This is a genomic window from Thermodesulfobacteriota bacterium (assembly GCA_036397855.1).
Taxonomy (GTDB): domain Bacteria; phylum Desulfobacterota_D; class UBA1144; order Nemesobacterales; family CSP1-2; genus DASWID01.
Window position 1 is genome coordinate 1 of the sequence record DASWID010000174.1, and the last position, 16,929, is coordinate 16,929.

Consider the following 16,929-nt stretch of genomic DNA (forward strand, 5'->3'; position numbering starts at 1 on the left):
TCCAGGGAATAATGTGAGCGGCAACTCCTACGGGTTCCTTAAGTGTGATGGTAAGTTGATCATCTGAAACCACCATGCTTTCACCGTTCAGTTTGCTGGCGGCTCCAGCATAATACTCAAGCGTTCTAACGGAATTTCCGACCTCTACAAGACGGCTTTCCCGAATGGGCTTTCCCGTCTCCAGGGTGTTTGTCATTGCTATCTGTTCCTTATGCTGATCGAGCGCTTCTGCTAGGCTAGAGATAAACTTTGCGCGTTCCCTTGGAGGTACATGAGACCATTTCCCAAAGGCATGTTTTGCGGCCTTTACAGCTTTCTCAACATCTTCCTTCTGTGCCTCGGCTATCTCGGCAAGGGGTTCTTCAGTTGCAGGATTCTCCCTGATAAATGTCTTACCGCTCACCGAATCGACTTCTTTGCCGTTAATGAAAAGGCCGTATTTTCTCTGTGACTTAGCCATTTATTTCCTCCGGAACTTATGGACATAGTTAGTTATTGTAATATTACCTTATCTGGCATTATAAATCATCCAAATTCTCTTATGAGCGTGTTGAAGGGATTTAAGATTTAATTGAATAATGTTATGTGGAATATACTGTTCTCAGAATTGTTTATATTTGACAATATTTATGCACATCGACTTATAGTATTTCGGACTTGTAAATATGATGATGTACGTAATATTAGCAGCAATCGATTTAAATTTGACAAATAAGGCCCCAAATTCTTAGTATAATTGTAAATTGCTTATCAAATATTATTTACAATCACAGTGCGCTCTTATAAGCTATACTTTTAAATTAATAAATAAGGTCTAGGAAGTCAGAATAGCCGATACTTTAATGTTATTTTATTTACTTGAGATAGATTATAGTTCTGGATTTGCCGATTAGAATTATGAAATCAATTACCAAAATCATGTACTGTTGCTCGACAATTTTTATGCTTTTATGTTTGGCGTTAATTGGAGCGGGGTGTTCGGAAACTACCGAGAGAAATGAGGACCGAGAACCTTGTGACTCTTTCGATCCGCTCAGACAGCCCTTTTTTGGAGATACTCACATACATACTAGCTTTTCCTTTGACGCTTATGTTTTCTCGGTCCGCAACTATCCAAACGATGCTTACAAATTTGCGAAGGGCGAAGCTGTTCCACTACCTGATGCCTTAGCCATGGGTGGTGAACCCCAAATGCGGTTGGCCCGGCTTCGACGCCCCCTTGACTTTGCTGCTGTAACAGATCACGCCGAACTCTTTGGCGAGATGATAATTTGTAGCCGTTCTTCGGAAGACACGCCTGGACACGATACTCTGCTTTGTGAGCAGATGCGGTCTGGAAAACCCGATCCACGTACTGTTGCCCTCGAGTGGGCTTTCAACCCCCTTTTGAGGAATTTCACGGCGAGACCCCTTGTCTTTTGCGGCGATGAAGGTGTAGACTGTCCGGGGGCTGTTGTTTCAATGTGGAATGAAATTCAGGATGCCGCTGAGGCACATTACGATAGGACTTCCGCATGCAGTTTTACCACCTTTGTAGCATATGAGTACACGGCTCAACCGGTATTTGACAATCTCCACCGTAATGTAATCTTTCGAAATAGTAATGTAATTAGAAGTCCAATTTCTAACGTCACAACGGGTGGTCCGTTCCCAGTGGTACTGTGGGAAAAACTGAGAGAAGAATGTCTCAATTCTAAAAAAGGATGTGATGTCCTTACGATTCCACACAATGCCAACCTGTCTGGCAGCGGTCCTGAAGCTCCAAACGGTAGGATGTTTCCCGACCCTTTGACCGCCGCTGAAGCTGGCGAGCGCGCTTTTTTCGAGCCTCTAATGGAGATCATCCAGCATAAGGGAGCATCAGAGTGCCGCTTTGATCGTTTGGCCCGTCGAGGGGTTCAGACAATAGACGAACTTTGCACATTCGAACAGGTGCCGAAGTTAAACCTCAATCCTGCATTGCCTGACGTTCAGATCGATGAATTTCCTACGCGAAACATGATCCGCAACGCACTTAAAGATGGAATGGCCCTGTCCTCTAAATTTGATGGGATAAATCCATTCAAGTACGGACTGGTCGGCAGCACGGATACACATAACGGAACACCCGGGGACTCGCTTGAGTCCGACTTCCAAGGCCACGCGGGAACCGATGATGCCCCACTTGCACGAATGATTGACGGCATTTACCGTGGCCCAGGCGGGCTCGCAGTTGTCTGGGCCGAAGAAAACTCCAGAGACTCTATCTTCGAGGCAATGCGACGGAAGGAGACATACGGCACCAGTGGGACACGACCCATAGTAAGATTCTTTGGAGGCTGGGAATACGAGAATACTCCTAAAGAGCTGTGTGACGATCCAGATCGAGTTGAAATAGGATATGGGCTAGGTGTGCCCATGGGATCAGATCTGCCCAGTCGTGAGGAAGGGAAGAATCCGCGTTTTTTGGTTGCGGCCCTAAAAGACCCTGGCTATCCAGCTGTTCTTCTGGGGCAGCGGCCAATTCCTGGGACTCCTCTTCAGCGCATTCAGATTGTAAAGGGTTGGGTGGACAGCGATGGAAAAACCCATGAACAGGTCGTGACTGTGGTGGGCAACGAGGAAATTTCCGGCAATGAACTAAATACGAACACCTGCGAGCCTAACCTTGAAGCAGGATTTACTGAGCTGTGTACGGTGTGGGAGGATAAAAACTTCGATCCCGCCCTACCCGCCTTTTACTACGCTCGTGTGCTCGAGAATCCTACATGTAGGTGGAGCACATTTGCTTGCAAAGCAGCTGGCGTAGACCCCCTTTCTAAGTCTGAGGAATGTCTGATTCAGGCTGGATTGGCAAATGCAAAAGCAGTAGCAGAGGGGGTAATCGATGAGGGTGATACCCCGTTTAACAACTGCTGTCTGAACGAGACAAACGATCCCTTCCTGAGTCGAACGCTTCAGGAGCGCGCATGGACTTCACCAATATGGTACGTACCTGATGGCTAATATTATGAATTTATTTTCTCGGGCAATTCGAACTCCGGTCTTCCAGTTTCTCTTCCTTGGCGGGCTCATTTTTATCGTGAATGTAGAGTGGAGGTCCAGAACTCTAAACAATACAGGCAATCCTTATCATCAAGAATTGGTGATTACAGCTAAAAAGATTGACCAACTCCGAAGCGACCTAATTGCAAAATCAGGTTTGACGCCTACACCTCGAGAGTTGCAATCAGCAATACAGGAGGCCATTGACGAAGAAATTCTCTATAGAGAGACCCTTTCGCTTGGGCTAGATCGGGGAAGTTCAGCGATACGACAACGACTCATTCAAATTGCTCGTTTCGTGGCTGAGGACCCTGATCAGGACGAAGATGCTCTATATGAGTTGTCACTTAAACTTGGATTAAATCGCAGTGACCTTGTAGTCCGCCGATATCTTGTAACTAAGATGCGTCTCATTGCCGAAAGAGTACCCATGGATGAGGAGGTGCAAATCCCTACCGATGCTGAACTAGAGAAATTTATCCATCAGAACCCCGAAAAATATATATTTCTCAGCAGCGTACGCTTTTCACATGTTTATTTGAGTAAGGATCGACGTGGTATGTATGCTAAAGCAGATGCGAGACGAATGTTGAAAGAACTGCAATCTAAAGGCATTGATCCTATGGATGCTTCAAAACAAGGTGATCCTTTCCTACTAGGTCAACACAATTCCTGGAAATCGCATAAAAGGTTAGAGCAACTCTTCGGTCCTGACTTTGCAAATTCTGTTATGGGGCTTCCCATTGCAGAGTGGTCCGGTCCAATTCAATCCAGTTATGGGTGGCACATTGTCTGGTTACACGGGAAGCAGAAGGATAAACTTCCGACGGTTGATTCCGTACGCAATAAAGTGCTTAATGATCTTCTCCAAGTGCGACGAGAAAAGAGATTACGGGAAACTCTGAGTGATTTGCGTGCTAAATATTCGATTCGAGTTGAGTACCCAAAGAGGGATATAAGTTCGCTATCGTTAAAGGACTCGGATGACTAGAATAAGGCTATTATGCTGTCTTTTTATTGCATTTGTGCTGATATTAATCACAACTTATTTTCGGAAAGCCGCAAATGCGCATCCGTTAGCCCCGTCATTACTTGAGATTACCCAGGTATCACAGCATCATGCAAAGGTTAAATGGAAGCTCCCTTTACAGGGGGTGCCGAGAAACACCCTACGTCCACAATTACCTCCTCATTGTGTTCAATCTGGGGTAATAGAAATTCAAAAAATAGGTACCGCCCTAATAAGACAGTGGGAAGTGTACTGTCATTCTCCCCTGGTACGAAGCACTATTAACGTAAGCGGTATAGTGGAAAGCAAGGCGAATGTCATTCTTCGAATCTTTCTTCACGACGGTCGAAAGTTAAGCATGGTGTTAACTTCAGATAAATCGTCATTTGTCATACCTGATCGTGACTCGCCACTTGCCGTGGTTTGGAGCTATCTCAACTTAGGCTTCGAGCACATCCTCAGAGGTCTAGATCATTTGCTCTTTGTACTTGGACTAATGTTACTCGTATCAAATAGACGTCAACTCCTATTGACCATCACGGCATTTACTGTTGGCCATAGTATAACCCTTTCAATTGCCGTGTTAGGAATTGTTAAAATTCCGCAAGCTCCTGTAGAGGCGTTGATAGCTTTAAGCATTTTTATTTTGGCTGTAGAACTTACTAGGGATCAGAAATTCTCTCGGACACTTATGCATAGATATCCATGGGCAATGGCATTGGCATTTGGGCTTCTTCATGGGCTGGGCTTTGCAGGAGCGTTGTCGGAGATTGGGTTACCTGCAGGTGAGATTCCGATTGCCCTTTTCTCGTTCAACGTGGGCATCGAAGTAGGGCAGCTTCTCTTCGTCGTAATCATCCTAGCACTTCAAGTACTAATAAAATATGCCGACGTACCTATACCGGCTAGAACTGTATTGGTGCCAACTTACTTAATCGGAACACTTTCAGCGTTTTGGTTTTTTGAACGCGTTTCAAGAATTATTGGCTAGAATATTCTCTGAAAGTTGATGACACGAGACAAATAGATTATTTCCAATGCGTATGCTAAGGAAAGTTATAGAGTGTATAGTGAGCAATAAGCCATGATAAGAAAGGCTTTGCTTTTAAAGATATTTGATGCCGCCTACATGCACAGATGGAATGACCATCTCCGTCCCATAGAGTTCATAGAGTTGGACAAACAGGCTCATAAAATGATAATTGCATATTTTCTCGGTAAGTTTGAAGAGAGAACAACCGATTTGAGTTGGATTGAGATAATGGAGGGTGGATTATTTGAGCTTCTACAACGTATTGTAGTTACAGACCTGAAACCGCCTATTTTTTATAGGATAAAAGGGGATCCGAGTAAATATAAGCTGCTGAACGATTGGGTTTTTAAGGAGCTTGAGCCTTTTATAGCACCGTTAGGTCCGGAGTTTTGCAGGAGATTCAGGGATTATTTCTCCGGTACTGAAGATGATATAAATAGAAGGATTTTATATGCCGCCCATTTTTATGCTTCAAAGTGGGAGTTTGACATAATAGAGCGCGCTGATCCTAACGGTTATGAGATTGACATGATCAGAGAAGATTTGAAATTGAAAGAAGAGAAGTACCACGATTTGAAGGGCATGGAGCAGTTGAAAAAGCAAAAACGCTACAAAGATTTTATTGACTTGTGCGGACAACTAAGGTTCCAGACAAGGTGGGCACATCTTCACAGGATACCGAAGACTTCGGTATTAGGACATACGTTATTCGTAGCGATACTGTCTTACCTGTTTTCATTGAAAATAGGAGCATGTGAAAGGAGATGTTTCAATAATTACTTTACAGGATTATTTCATGATCTTCCGGAGGTTCTTACAAGAGATATAATATCGCCGGTGAAGAGATCAATAGAAGGTTTGAGTGATCTGATAAAAGAATACGAAAAGGAGCAGATGGAGAATGAGGTGTATGGATTGATTCCAAAGAGTTTTCATTCGGAAATCAGGATGTTTACGGAAAATGAATTCGAGAATGTTGTTACTGTAAATGGAAGAAGAAGGAGGGTTGATAGCCAGGAGATAGGCATGAAATATAATCACGATAAATTTAATCCTAGAGATGGAGAGCTAATTAAAGCGCTGGATGATCTTGCAGCTTTCATAGAGGCTTATACGGCGGTACAGAATGGTGCTAGCAGTAAGGAGCTACATAAATCAATAATTTCAAATAAGGAAAAATATGAAGGTTCTTATATTTCAGGTATCAACTTCGGCGAAATATATGCTGACTTTGACTAGGAGGATAGGAATAGACAATGGTTACCACGCATAGAAAATTCTGGGGATGGGGTGTAGAGGAGGCTGATATCAGTCTTCAAGAGAAGAGCGATTTGGCCGAGAGGATGGAAAAACAATTCTCTTTAGCTGGGCTAGAAGTGACACCACCTCCCAGGCTGGAGGAAGTTGATCTCCCCAAGTCAAGAATAGAACCGCCGGGCAGCCTTTCGCGTATATTTTCAATTGAACCATTCGAGCGTGCTGCACACACCTATGGTAAAGGATTCCCTGATATAGTGAGGGCCTATCAAAGGGATTTTTCAATAGCTCCGGACCTGGTGGCGTTTCCAGAAACTGAACAGGACATTATTGCTGTGATTGACTGGTGTTCGTCCGAGGGCATTGCAGCCATACCATACGGAGGCGGTTCAAGCGTGGTCAAGGGTACCGAACCCGATGTCGGAGAGGGTTATAAAGGTGTTGTAACAATCGATATGAAACGGCTCGATAAGGTACTAGAGGTGGACAGTATATCTCGAGCAGCCAATATACAGGCTGGCATCTACGGCCCGGCCCTGGAGAATGGACTTCGTCCCCATGGTTTGACACTGCGTCATTTCCCACAATCCTTTGAATACTCTACTCTCGGTGGCTGGATTGCAACACGTTCCGGCGGGCATTTTGCTACTCTCTACACACACATCGATGACTTTGTCGAAAGCCTCCGTATCGTTACCCCAACCGGAATTATTGAAACACGTCGCTTGCCAGGATCAGGGGCGGGGCCGAGCCCGGATAGATTTTTTATAGGATCAGAGGGTGCGATGGGAATAATCACATCTGCCTGGATGCGCCTTCAGCACCGTCCAAAGTTCCGTGAAAATGCCGCATTGACATTCCCTGATTTTCTTTCCGCTTCGGAGGCAGTGAGGGCAATTTCTCAAGCCGGACTTTATCCCTCGAATATTAGAATTCTTGACGCGGGTGAGGCCTGGTTTAATGGCGTTGCGGATGGGTCTGTTGCCGTTATGGTACTTGGATTTGAATCCGCTGACCATACCTTAGATGCATGGATAAAACGAGCCCTTGAATGTTGCCAGGATCATGGTGGTACCGCACCAGAACGAGAAGAGGATCGGTCTGGCATGGTCAATGCATGGCGGGAGGCATTTATTAGAATGCCCTATGTCTGGGAAGCTCTAATTGCAATGGGCATGATCACGGAGACTTACGAGAGCGCTATCACTTGGGATCGCTTTCCAGAGTTTCATGAAACGGTAATGAGTGAAGCAAATCGAGTAATGAAAAAGTTAAGTGGCGGCGGGTTTGTTTCTTGCCGGTTCACTTATGCATATCCGGATGGACCAGCTCCCTATTATTCGATAACAGCTCCTGGAAAGAAGGGCAGTCTATTGGAGATGGGTCAGGAAATAAAATCGGCCATATCAGAAACCTTTCTTAAACTGGGTGGAACTATTACTCATCATCACGCGGTCGGTCGTTATCATAAGGAATGGTATCTGCGCCAACGACCCGAGAGTTTTGGACGAGTTCTTGAATCAGCCAAGCGGGTGCTTGATCCTGCTGGAATACTTAACCCGGGGGTTCTCGTTGACCCTATACTATAGTTTCTTTATCTTCTTTTATTATTCTAGGTAAACTTGAAGGCTAGAGCTTCAATTTGTGAGAAGGTGTAACAATTGTAAACTTCGTTTATCCTGGCGCAAAAACCTTCTATAAAAATTTCAGGATATTTGGTAAGAAAGCTTTCCTGGAGTATTTATCCGGAGTTGAAAAGATTCTTTTTAACCATAAGCTGGTGGTAGGTCAGACTCCGTCCGAGATTATTTTCGAGATGGAAAAGGTTAAAGTAATTCACTACAAGCCTCTTAAAAGGAAGGTTAGCCGCGTACCTCTGCTGGTTATAACCCCAATTTTATCAAAACCTTACATACTTGATCTGTACCCGGGCTTGAGTTTTATTGAATACCTGGTTAATCAAGGGATTGACGTTTACCTGGTAGATTTTGGCATCCCTGACGACAGCGATACAAATTTGGCATTCGAAGATTATGTCTTCAGATACATACCATCTGCAATAGAAAGAGTTTTAGAAACTTCTTCGTCTAAGACAATGTCATTGTTGGGTTATTGTCTAGGAGGGGTTTTTACTCTGCTATATGCAACTTTTAATGACAGTAACCCGATTAAGAACATAGTGCTTGTAGCGAGTCCTGTTGATTTTTCAAAACTGGATCTGCATTACTATTATTGGAGAAATATTGACGTGGATCGATTAGTTGACACGTTCGGCAATATTCCCCCGGAGTTAATAATATTCAGTTTCAATGTCATCGCCGGTATTAAAAATCCTTATCGGTATTTAAAAAAATCAAAGAACTTCTTACAAAATATCAAAGACCGAGAATATATGAAAAGGGAATTACTAATCAACAGGTGGTTGATCGAATCGATCCCTTTCCCGGCTAAGGCCTTTAAGCAACTCATAAAAGAGTTTTTCTATGAAAATGCCCTGGTTAAAAAGAGGCTTCGAATGGCAGGGAAATCTGCGGATCTATCCAGAATAAAGTGTCCAATTCTAATTCTTTCCCATTCTGCAGATGTGGTAGCTCCGCCTGAGTCGGCAAGGGGTCTTCTGCAATTAATTTCAAGCCACGATAAAGAAATAGTTGAGGTTTCAGGAGGTGACGCTGGGCATATAGACATTATCATAGGAGCCGAGGGGCCAGAGGTTACCTGGCCAAAGACCGCATCATGGCTTAAGGATAGATCCAATCAGAATTAATTACCGACCATTATTAATCTTATTAATCTGTGTCCATTCTTGTTGACAAGAATTATGCTTTCAGTTAAATGAATTAACCTATTATTCCTTGGGGGTATAGAAATTAATACATTAGACATTGTACGAGAAAAGCTATTAGAGAAGGAAGAACCGATAACATTTGAAGAGGCCCGTACACTAACTGACCTTACGAAATCAGACGTGCCCGACCTTCTTTCATTAGCAAGAAAAGTTACTCTCAAATATAGGGGTGACGGAGTGTTCTTGCGTTCCATAATAAGCGCGCAGACTGGTAATTGTCCTGAAGACTGTTCGTTCTGTTCTCAATCGGCGCATTTCGATACCGAGATTCAAGCACATCCGCTAATGGCAGCAGAGAGGATCTTAAAAGCTGCTCAGCAGGCCGAAAGAATGGGTGCGATGGATTTTTGCATCGTAATTAGTGCAAGGGGGCCAACGCCACGAATATTTAGTAAAGTTTTGGAAGTAGTTGATCTTTTGTTGAGAGAAACAAATCTCAAAGTCGGATGCTCCCTTGGGGATTTGACGGAGGAACAGGCATTTACACTTAAGGATCACGGTGTGTGGAGATACAACCACAATCTCGAAACCTGTAGGAGTTATTTTCCTAATATATGTACTACACATACATATGATGACAGGCTGAAAACGGCGTTACTTGTGCAAAAGGCCGGAATGCACCTTTGCTGTGGTGGCATTCTCGGTATGGGGGAGTCAATGGAACAGAGGTTGCTACTTGCGTTTGAACTGAGAGAATTAAATCCAACATGGGTTCCAATTAACTTTTTAAACCCAAGGCCTGGAACCCCCTTTGCTGATCGTCCAATGATACATCCCTTCGAAGCTGTTAAAACTATCTCGATTTTCAGGTTGATTCTTCCAGATAAGATTCTCATGACAGCCGGTGGAAGAGAAGTAACCCTCCGCGACTTACAGGCTATGGGTTTGATGGCAGGAGCAAATGCTATGATACTTGGAAATTACCTAACAACACCCGGTCGTTCTCCTGAAGAAGATTTGAGAATGTTGGATGATCTCGAACTTCCGATCAGAACAGATATCAACAATTAAATTCAAGATATATAATCATAGCCACTGAGATCACAGAGAACATCGAGAAAATTTTTAATGAAATAAAAATCCTTCCTTGTTTTCCCTCTGTATCCTCTGTGGCAAAACTTTCTTATGAGCGACCGAACAAAAAAACTCGGGGAATACGATAAGCAGTTTGTCTGGCACCCGTTCACACAGATGAAGGAGTACGAGGAAACCGATCCAATTGTTATTGAGGGAGGGGAGGGGGTTTATCTTTACGATACCGAGGGCAGGAAATACATTGATGGCGTATCGTCTCTTTGGGTCAATATTCACGGCCATAAAGTTCCTGAAATAGATAGCGCAATAAAAGAGCAGGTGGATAAACTGAGCCACAGTACATTACTTGGGGTTACAAATCCTCCAGCAGTAGAGCTTGCCAAAGAACTGATTGATATATGTCCTCCAGGATTGAAGAAGGTCTTTTATTCAGGCGATGGAGCAAGTGCAGTCGAAGTGGCACTCAAGATGTCATTTCAATACTGGCAGCATAAAGGCAAGCCAGAAAAAACAAAGTTTGTGTACCTTGAGAACGGATACCATGGAGACACGCTCGGTGCAGTTTCGGTTGGCGGCATAGATTTATTCCATTCAACTTTTAAGCCGCTGCTGTTCGAGACATATAAGGCTCCATCTTATTATTGTTACAGATGTCCTCTTGGCAAGACTTATCCAACTTGTGAAATAGCTTGCGCGATGGAAATGGAAAAAATTTTGGAAAAGCATCATGATGAAATATGTGGCGTAATTCTCGAGCCTTACGTACAGGCCGCTGGTGGAATGATTGTTGCACCGGAAGGTTATTTGAAAATGGTAAGAGATTACTGTGATAAATATGAAGTGCTTATGATCCTAGATGAAGTTGCAACAGGATTTGGAAGAACAGGAAAAATGTTTGCCTGTGAGCATGAGAACGTAGCGCCAGATATTATGGTTCTGGGGAAGGGATTGACCGGAGGCTATCTTCCCCTCTCGGCAACCATCACAAATCAAAAGGTATATGATGCATTTTTGGGTGACTATGAGGAATTTAAGACATTCTTTCACGGACACAGCTATGCTGGTAATCCCATATCCTGCGCTGCCTCTCTTGGGAATTTAGAAGTTTTTAAGAAACGTAAAACCCTTGAACATCTACAAGAAAAAATTGAGTACTTTGAGCAAGAGTTAAGAGAGGTTGAAGGATTAAAGCATGTGGGAAACGTCAGGAACAAGGGTTTTATGGCCGGTATTGAGCTTGTTGCGGATAAAGAGACGAAAATGCCATTTCAACTTTCAAAAAAGATTGGTTCGAAGGTTGCCGAGATTGCCAGTCAAAACGAGGTTCTCATACGTCCACTCGGGAACGTAGTAGTCTTAATGCCTCCTTTAGGGATAGAAATCGAAGACCTCAAAAAATTAATGAAGGTTACCTACCAGGCAATCAAAGAAGCAACCAAATCTTAGTTATCCCAAATTTTATGTTTACAAGCAAGCCCACCAGTCTTCCCCGTGGTGTTTTGAAAGGTCACTATAACCCCTCCTCAGTCCTCCCCCTTCAAATTTAAGGGGGAGGACAAAGGTGGGGGTCTACACTCGTTGTTTCATAAAAATCATTTATTATTTATATGCTCGTGCTCATAAAGACGCCGATAATTAATTTTTTGTACATACAAAACAAATATGAATGACCCGCTTTCGTGGATTGAAGAGGAGTTAAAAAACACAAGAGACAAAGATTTGTTTCGAGTACTTACCGAGCTGGAGACTGGACAATCCCCTGAGATCGAAATAGATGGAAAGGTCTATATCCTCTTATCATCTAACAGTTATCTTGGTCTCAGCGTTGATCCTAAAGTAAAAAAATCAGCTATGGAAGCTTTAGAGAAATATGGCACCGGTTCAGGCGGATCACGTCTTGTAAGTGGAAGCACAGACTTACATAGGCAGCTTGAAGAAAGAATAGCCATATTCAAAAAAACTCAATCTGCAATTCTGTTTAGCACAGGATATCTTGCGAATGTTGGAACAATCTCTTCTCTGGTTGGAACGGGGGATCTTGTATACAGTGATGAACTAAACCATGCTTCGATAATTGACGGGTGCAGGCTTTCTAAAGCGGAAATAAGGGTTTATAAACACTGTGACGTTGGGCATCTAAAATCAATTCTTAAAGCAGATGAAAACATGGGTAATAAAAAACTGATAGTTACCGACACCGTTTTCAGTATGGACGGGGATCTTGCCCCATTGCCTGAAATAGTGGAAATTGCAGAGAAGTATGGATGCATGCTCATGATTGATGAAGCACACGCGACAGGGGTGTTGGGGAAGAGGGGGAGTGGTGCTACGGAGCATTTTGGAATAGAAGACCGGGTTCCGGTAGTCATGGGTACGCTGTCTAAGGCCGTTGGATCACTTGGTGGATACATTGCGGGAAGTACCAAATTAATAGATTTTATAAGAAATAGGGTGAGGAGTTATATTTTCGATACATCTCTACCTGCGAGCTGTCTTGCAGCGTCATTAACGGCTATAGATATAATTGAGAATGAGCCGGAGAGGAGAGAATACCTCTGGAAGCTTATAAAGAAATTCAAGCTGGGACTTGAGCATATTGGTCTAGAAGTACTTCCATCTTATTCGGCTGTAATCCCAGTTTTGATCGGTGAAGCACAACCAGCATTGAATTTTTCAGTGAAGTTAAGAGAAAATGGGGTTTATACTCCCGCTGTCCGACCTCCGTCGGTGCCACCAGGAAAATGCCGCATAAGAGCTACATTAATGGCGAAGCATACAGATGGGCAAATTGAAAAGGCCTTAAGCGCCTTTAAAATAGCTCATGATTCTATGACGCATGATTCATGATGCGAGATGCAGGATCCACGATGCAAGATGCATGATGCAGAATGCAGGATCCACGATGCAAGATTCACGGTGTATGAAGTTCGTGCTTATCGTGTATCCTGCATCGTGTATCTTGCTTAGAATATTCCGTTCACACTGAGCACAGTCGAAGTGCCTGTACCGAGCCGGGTCGAAGTGTGGAATTGTTAAAACCATACTTTATGGGATGGGAGACCTTGCATTTCCGCCGTACGGCCGGGTCCTAGTGATTATGGTAAGGTGCTCCCAGGCACAAATGGCTTATGTTGACATTTTAACTACCTTATTTTAAAGTGTTTGAAAAAATAGAGAAAGAGAGGTGACCGCAAATGGACTGGGGTATGGCAAATCGAATGGCCAGAATCATCAACCCTAATACGGGCCGTACAGTTATGCTAGCTTTAGATCACGGTTATTTCTTAGGACCAACCCATCGGATAGAGGAGCCCAGAAAGACTATTGAGCCGTTACTGCCCTATGCGGATACGATTATGTTAACAAGGGGTGTATTAAGAACCTCGGTTGATCCTAAGTCAGCGACAAACGTCGTTTTAAGGGTATCAGGGGGGGTTAGCGTTATTGGTCCAGCTCTTTCGGATGAGGGGCTTACAACTTCAATTAAAGATGCGATACGGCTTAATGTTGCTGGAATCGGGATTTCGGTATTTATTGGGACTGAACATGAACGGCAAACGCTGCTGAATCTCGCGGAGCTAGTAAACATCGGCGAAGAGTATGGAATTCCGGTTCTGGGAATTACTGCCGTGGGCAAAGAACTCGAGAAAAGAGATGCGCGATTTCTATCACTTTGCTGTAGGATTTGTGCTGAGCTTGGTACACATATAGTCAAAACCTATTACTGCGAGGATTTTGAAAAAGTTACTACTGGCTGTCCTGCACCGATTGTAATCGCTGGTGGACCAAAATTAGAAACTGAAATGGACGTGCTCGATATGACTTACAGTGCCCTACAGCATGGAGCCGTGGGTGTCGATATGGGTAGAAACATATGGCAAAACGATCATCCAGTGGCTATGATCAGGGCTATACGTTCAATTGTTCATGAGGGTTTAAAACCAAAACAGGCCCACGAATTTTTTAAGGAAATCAAAGAAGAACAGAATAAAAAAGTCGCGAGTGGTTAATAAGTCTGATAATCATAATCGATTAATAGTCAAGCTTTTTGCTATTATATAAAAGTTTCTAATTTAATCCGAGCTGATCACGAGCAAGACTCGTGACCTAACCGATGTTGGTCCACTGAATTGGGTAGTCCACCAGTCTTGCTGGTGGATATTGAATAACGATTCATACAAATAAAATGAGGGTTGCCGTTTATTATAACAATCAGGATATACGTATTGAGGAGGTATCAGTCCCAGAAATCGGCCCCGGTGAGATACTAGTACGTATACATGCGAGCGGCGTTTGCGGGAGCGATGTAATGGAATGGTATAGACTTCCAAAGGCGCCTATAGTTCTTGGTCATGAGGTTTCTGGTGATGTTGTAAAGGTAGGTGATGGAGTGAAGCATTTCAAAGAGGGCGATAGGATAATGGCAACCCATCATGTTCCCTGTAACACTTGCTATTTTTGCCTGAGGGGTAAGCACTCTGCATGCAGTACTCTGAGAATGACCAGTTTCGACCCCGGTGGGTTTTCTGAATTTATAAGGGTTCCGGCGATAAATGTCGATAGGGGTGTATTTTTACTTCCTGAGAATGTTTCATTTGATGAAGGTACGTTTATTGAACCTCTTGGTTGCGTTATACGCGGTCAGCGTTTGGCGAGATTTCAGTCAGGAAGCAGCGTTTTGATTATAGGATGCGGCATAGCCGGCCTTCTGCATCTTCAGCTTGCAAAGGCCCAGGGGACGGGGAGGATTATTGCTACGGATATCAACGATTATAAGCTTGATGCCGCAAAGGGTTTTGGAGCAGATGCCATTATAAATGCAAATGAGGAAATAAGTTCAAAACTGCGCGATGTAAACGACGGAAGACTTGCAGATCTTGTAATAGTTTGTACGGGTGCTCAAACCGCTATTGAACAATCCTTAGGCTTGGTTGAACAGGGTGGCACGATACTTTTTTTTGCGCCCTCTGATCCTGGTACAACAATTGAGATACCCTTCAATGAGCTATGGTGGGGTGGAATTACTACGACCAGCTCTTATGCGGCAGCCCCTTATGATCTCGCATTTGCGATTGATTTTATCAGGAGTGGAAGAATAAATGTGAAAGACATGGTTACTCATAGGCTTCCTTTGGCGGAGACGGGGATAGGTTTTCAATTAGTGGCTGAATCAAAAGAGTCAATCAAAGTCATAATAGAGCCACAGAAGTAGTCTGACAATTTTATAAACCCTTAATTTTAAGGTTAGCTTATGAATCCGATTCTCTAGTTTACAAGGTCGCGGAAAAAGCCGATGGGACTGCGCTCAAGGATCTTAACAGGTTTATGCCTGTTCTAGCGAAAAATTCCTATAAAATCGTGAGTTCTCGGCTAAAAGAAATATGAGTCTAATTTTAAGGTTTTCTAATAATCTAGGACAGTTATCATAGCTTTCGTTGGTGCATTTAAATTGCAATCAAGCTCTAATGTGTGAGATTCTGCTCAATTTGAATAGTTTTGGTTGAATTTTCTGAGAATTTAGTTTAAAATCAAGCATTTCTTTACGATACTATTGAATCACCTAAACACTTTTAAGGACTGAAAAATGGAAAAAAAATATCTGTTTAAGAATTTTTTAAAGGATAAACATGTAGCTTCGATTGTATCTTCTTCAAAATTTGCCGTTAACCGGGTTTGTAACAAATTGGATTTCGGTGGAAAGAAGATTATTGTGGAATACGGTCCGGGGACCGGAGTATTCACAAAAATACTTTTGGAAAGAATGAGCCCGGAGTCGAAGCTAATACTTATCGAAACGAATAAGGACATGATTTCAATTCTCAAGAAGATCAAGGATCCGAGGGTTTTTATTTTTAATGATACGGCGGAAAATGTGGAAGATATCTTACATCAGTGTAGTGAAGAAACTGCGGATTATATCATATCTGGGATTCCGTTCTCGTTTATTAAAAAGGATAAAAAGCACGAGATTCTGGGAAATACCAGGAAGGTTCTATCGAATAATGGAAGATTTTTGGTATATCAATTCACGCTATCTGTCGTGGGTTATTTGAGAAGATATTTCACTAAAATTAGCTACGACTTTGTTTTTTTGAATATTCCTCCCTTGTTTATTTTTGAAGCATTCAAGTGAAGTTTTCACCATTCCTTTTGTAATCTTTACAATCTGACTTTCAAAGTCGAACAATGATGTAAAGTATGGGAAAAGATTCGGGCTTTAATGGCTTTAGAAAAGAAGCCTTTCAGTATTTCAGTGATCTCGAAAAGCAGAATTGTAGATGTTAGACAACTCGAGGACAAAATTCTTACGAGTTCATGAATTGATTTATTTTGATTAATCCTTTTCAGAATGTAAAGGATTCGAACGGCCTTCCAAAAATTGCGTTAAGAAAATCAGAAACGAAGACGTTGAAATCTCCCTAAATCCCCATTCGACGGGCTCATGACAGGCTCTTTAGAAAAGAGGGACTTTCTGTAATTTCCTCCTTTTGTAAAGGAGGATTAAGGAGGATTTTCGGGCAGCCTTGTCCTGACCATATGGAAGGGTTGCTTCTTTGTACCTGTGCTGAACCATGTCCTGACGATAGGTCAGGATCTATTCAGCATCAAGACAAAGAAGTCAAAAAGAAAAGTAAGGTAAGTGAAGAAAATACTTTTAAAAATTCTGTCCTCGAATGTTCCCCGCCAGAAACATGCGGGGCCAGGCTTGAGAGGGGATCCACA

14 protein-coding genes are annotated in these 16,929 nt (G+C 42.9%); 13 read left to right on the forward strand and 1 reads right to left on the reverse strand.

Annotated features, from left to right (window positions below; genetic code table 11):
- The coding region (locus tag VGA95_13305; protein HEX9667518.1) for an aldehyde dehydrogenase family protein at window positions 1-460 on the reverse strand (460 nt) is incomplete at its 3' end.
- Window positions 461-897: 437 nt separating this feature from the next.
- On the opposite strand from VGA95_13305, the gene VGA95_13310 reads away from it, so the two are divergent.
- The 13 genes from VGA95_13310 to VGA95_13370 form a co-directional block, all read left to right on the forward strand.
- Window positions 898-2,985 (forward strand): DUF3604 domain-containing protein, encoded by a 2,088-nt coding sequence (locus VGA95_13310; protein HEX9667519.1) that lies wholly within the window; start codon window positions 898-900, stop codon window positions 2,983-2,985.
- Complete coding sequence (locus VGA95_13315) at window positions 2,978-4,015, forward strand: peptidyl-prolyl cis-trans isomerase (GenBank protein ID HEX9667520.1); 1,038 nt, start codon at window positions 2,978-2,980, stop codon at window positions 4,013-4,015. Before VGA95_13310 ends, VGA95_13315 begins: the two co-directional genes overlap by 8 nt.
- Window positions 4,008-5,024, forward strand: a complete 1,017-nt coding sequence (locus VGA95_13320; protein ID HEX9667521.1) for a HupE/UreJ family protein — start codon at window positions 4,008-4,010, stop codon at window positions 5,022-5,024. The genes VGA95_13315 and VGA95_13320 overlap by 8 nt, the downstream gene beginning before the upstream one ends.
- Window positions 5,025-5,117: 93 nt before the next feature.
- The gene (locus VGA95_13325) at window positions 5,118-6,305 is read left to right on the forward strand and encodes an HD domain-containing protein (protein HEX9667522.1); all 1,188 of its coding nucleotides are present in this window, start codon (window positions 5,118-5,120) and stop codon (window positions 6,303-6,305) included.
- A gap of 17 nt (window positions 6,306-6,322) precedes the next feature.
- The gene (locus VGA95_13330) at window positions 6,323-7,912 is read left to right on the forward strand and encodes an FAD-binding oxidoreductase (GenBank protein ID HEX9667523.1); all 1,590 of its coding nucleotides are present in this window, start codon (window positions 6,323-6,325) and stop codon (window positions 7,910-7,912) included.
- A 191-nt stretch (window positions 7,913-8,103) separates the two neighbouring features.
- Window positions 8,104-9,090 (forward strand): alpha/beta fold hydrolase, encoded by a 987-nt coding sequence (locus VGA95_13335; protein ID HEX9667524.1) that lies wholly within the window; start codon window positions 8,104-8,106, stop codon window positions 9,088-9,090.
- A 153-nt stretch (window positions 9,091-9,243) separates the two neighbouring features.
- Window positions 9,244-10,182 carry a biotin synthase BioB gene (gene bioB / locus VGA95_13340; protein ID HEX9667525.1) on the forward strand — a complete coding sequence of 313 codons (939 nt, stop codon included), beginning with the start codon at window positions 9,244-9,246 and terminating at the stop codon, window positions 10,180-10,182.
- Window positions 10,183-10,296: 114 nt separating this feature from the next.
- On the forward strand, window positions 10,297-11,652 hold the full coding sequence (gene bioA, locus VGA95_13345) for an adenosylmethionine--8-amino-7-oxononanoate transaminase (protein ID HEX9667526.1): 1,356 nt from the start codon (window positions 10,297-10,299) through the stop codon (window positions 11,650-11,652).
- A gap of 216 nt (window positions 11,653-11,868) precedes the next feature.
- Window positions 11,869-13,053, forward strand: a complete 1,185-nt coding sequence (gene bioF / locus VGA95_13350) for an 8-amino-7-oxononanoate synthase (GenBank protein HEX9667527.1) — start codon at window positions 11,869-11,871, stop codon at window positions 13,051-13,053.
- Between the two features lie 347 nt (window positions 13,054-13,400).
- Window positions 13,401-14,216 (forward strand): 3-hydroxy-5-phosphonooxypentane-2,4-dione thiolase, encoded by an 816-nt coding sequence (gene lsrF / locus VGA95_13355; protein HEX9667528.1) that lies wholly within the window; start codon window positions 13,401-13,403, stop codon window positions 14,214-14,216.
- A 176-nt stretch (window positions 14,217-14,392) separates the two neighbouring features.
- On the forward strand, window positions 14,393-15,418 hold the full coding sequence (locus VGA95_13360) for a zinc-dependent dehydrogenase (GenBank protein ID HEX9667529.1): 1,026 nt from the start codon (window positions 14,393-14,395) through the stop codon (window positions 15,416-15,418).
- 372 nt (window positions 15,419-15,790) lie between these two features.
- Complete coding sequence (locus VGA95_13365; GenBank protein HEX9667530.1) at window positions 15,791-16,339, forward strand: methyltransferase domain-containing protein; 549 nt, start codon at window positions 15,791-15,793, stop codon at window positions 16,337-16,339.
- Window positions 16,340-16,743: 404 nt separating this feature from the next.
- Window positions 16,744-16,929: hypothetical protein (locus VGA95_13370; GenBank protein HEX9667531.1), on the forward strand; the 186-nt coding region annotated here is incomplete at its 3' end.

Bases quoted from the DNA above. Each gene is read 5' to 3' on its own strand.
- VGA95_13315 (HEX9667520.1), top strand. From the start codon at position 2,978: ATGGCTAATATTATGAATTTATTTTCTCGGGCAATTCGAACTCCGGTC.
- bioA (HEX9667526.1), top strand. From the start codon at position 10,297: ATGAGCGACCGAACAAAAAAACTCGGGGAATACGATAAGCAGTTTGTC.
- VGA95_13360 (HEX9667529.1), top strand. From the start codon at position 14,393: ATGAGGGTTGCCGTTTATTATAACAATCAGGATATACGTATTGAGGAG.
- bioF (HEX9667527.1), top strand. From the start codon at position 11,869: ATGAATGACCCGCTTTCGTGGATTGAAGAGGAGTTAAAAAACACAAGA.
- VGA95_13365 (HEX9667530.1), top strand. From the start codon at position 15,791: ATGGAAAAAAAATATCTGTTTAAGAATTTTTTAAAGGATAAACATGTA.
- VGA95_13320 (HEX9667521.1), top strand. From the start codon at position 4,008: ATGACTAGAATAAGGCTATTATGCTGTCTTTTTATTGCATTTGTGCTG.
- VGA95_13330 (HEX9667523.1), top strand. From the start codon at position 6,323: ATGGTTACCACGCATAGAAAATTCTGGGGATGGGGTGTAGAGGAGGCT.
- VGA95_13325 (HEX9667522.1), top strand. From the start codon at position 5,118: ATGATAAGAAAGGCTTTGCTTTTAAAGATATTTGATGCCGCCTACATG.
- VGA95_13310 (HEX9667519.1), top strand. From the start codon at position 898: ATGAAATCAATTACCAAAATCATGTACTGTTGCTCGACAATTTTTATG.
- lsrF (HEX9667528.1), top strand. From the start codon at position 13,401: ATGGACTGGGGTATGGCAAATCGAATGGCCAGAATCATCAACCCTAAT.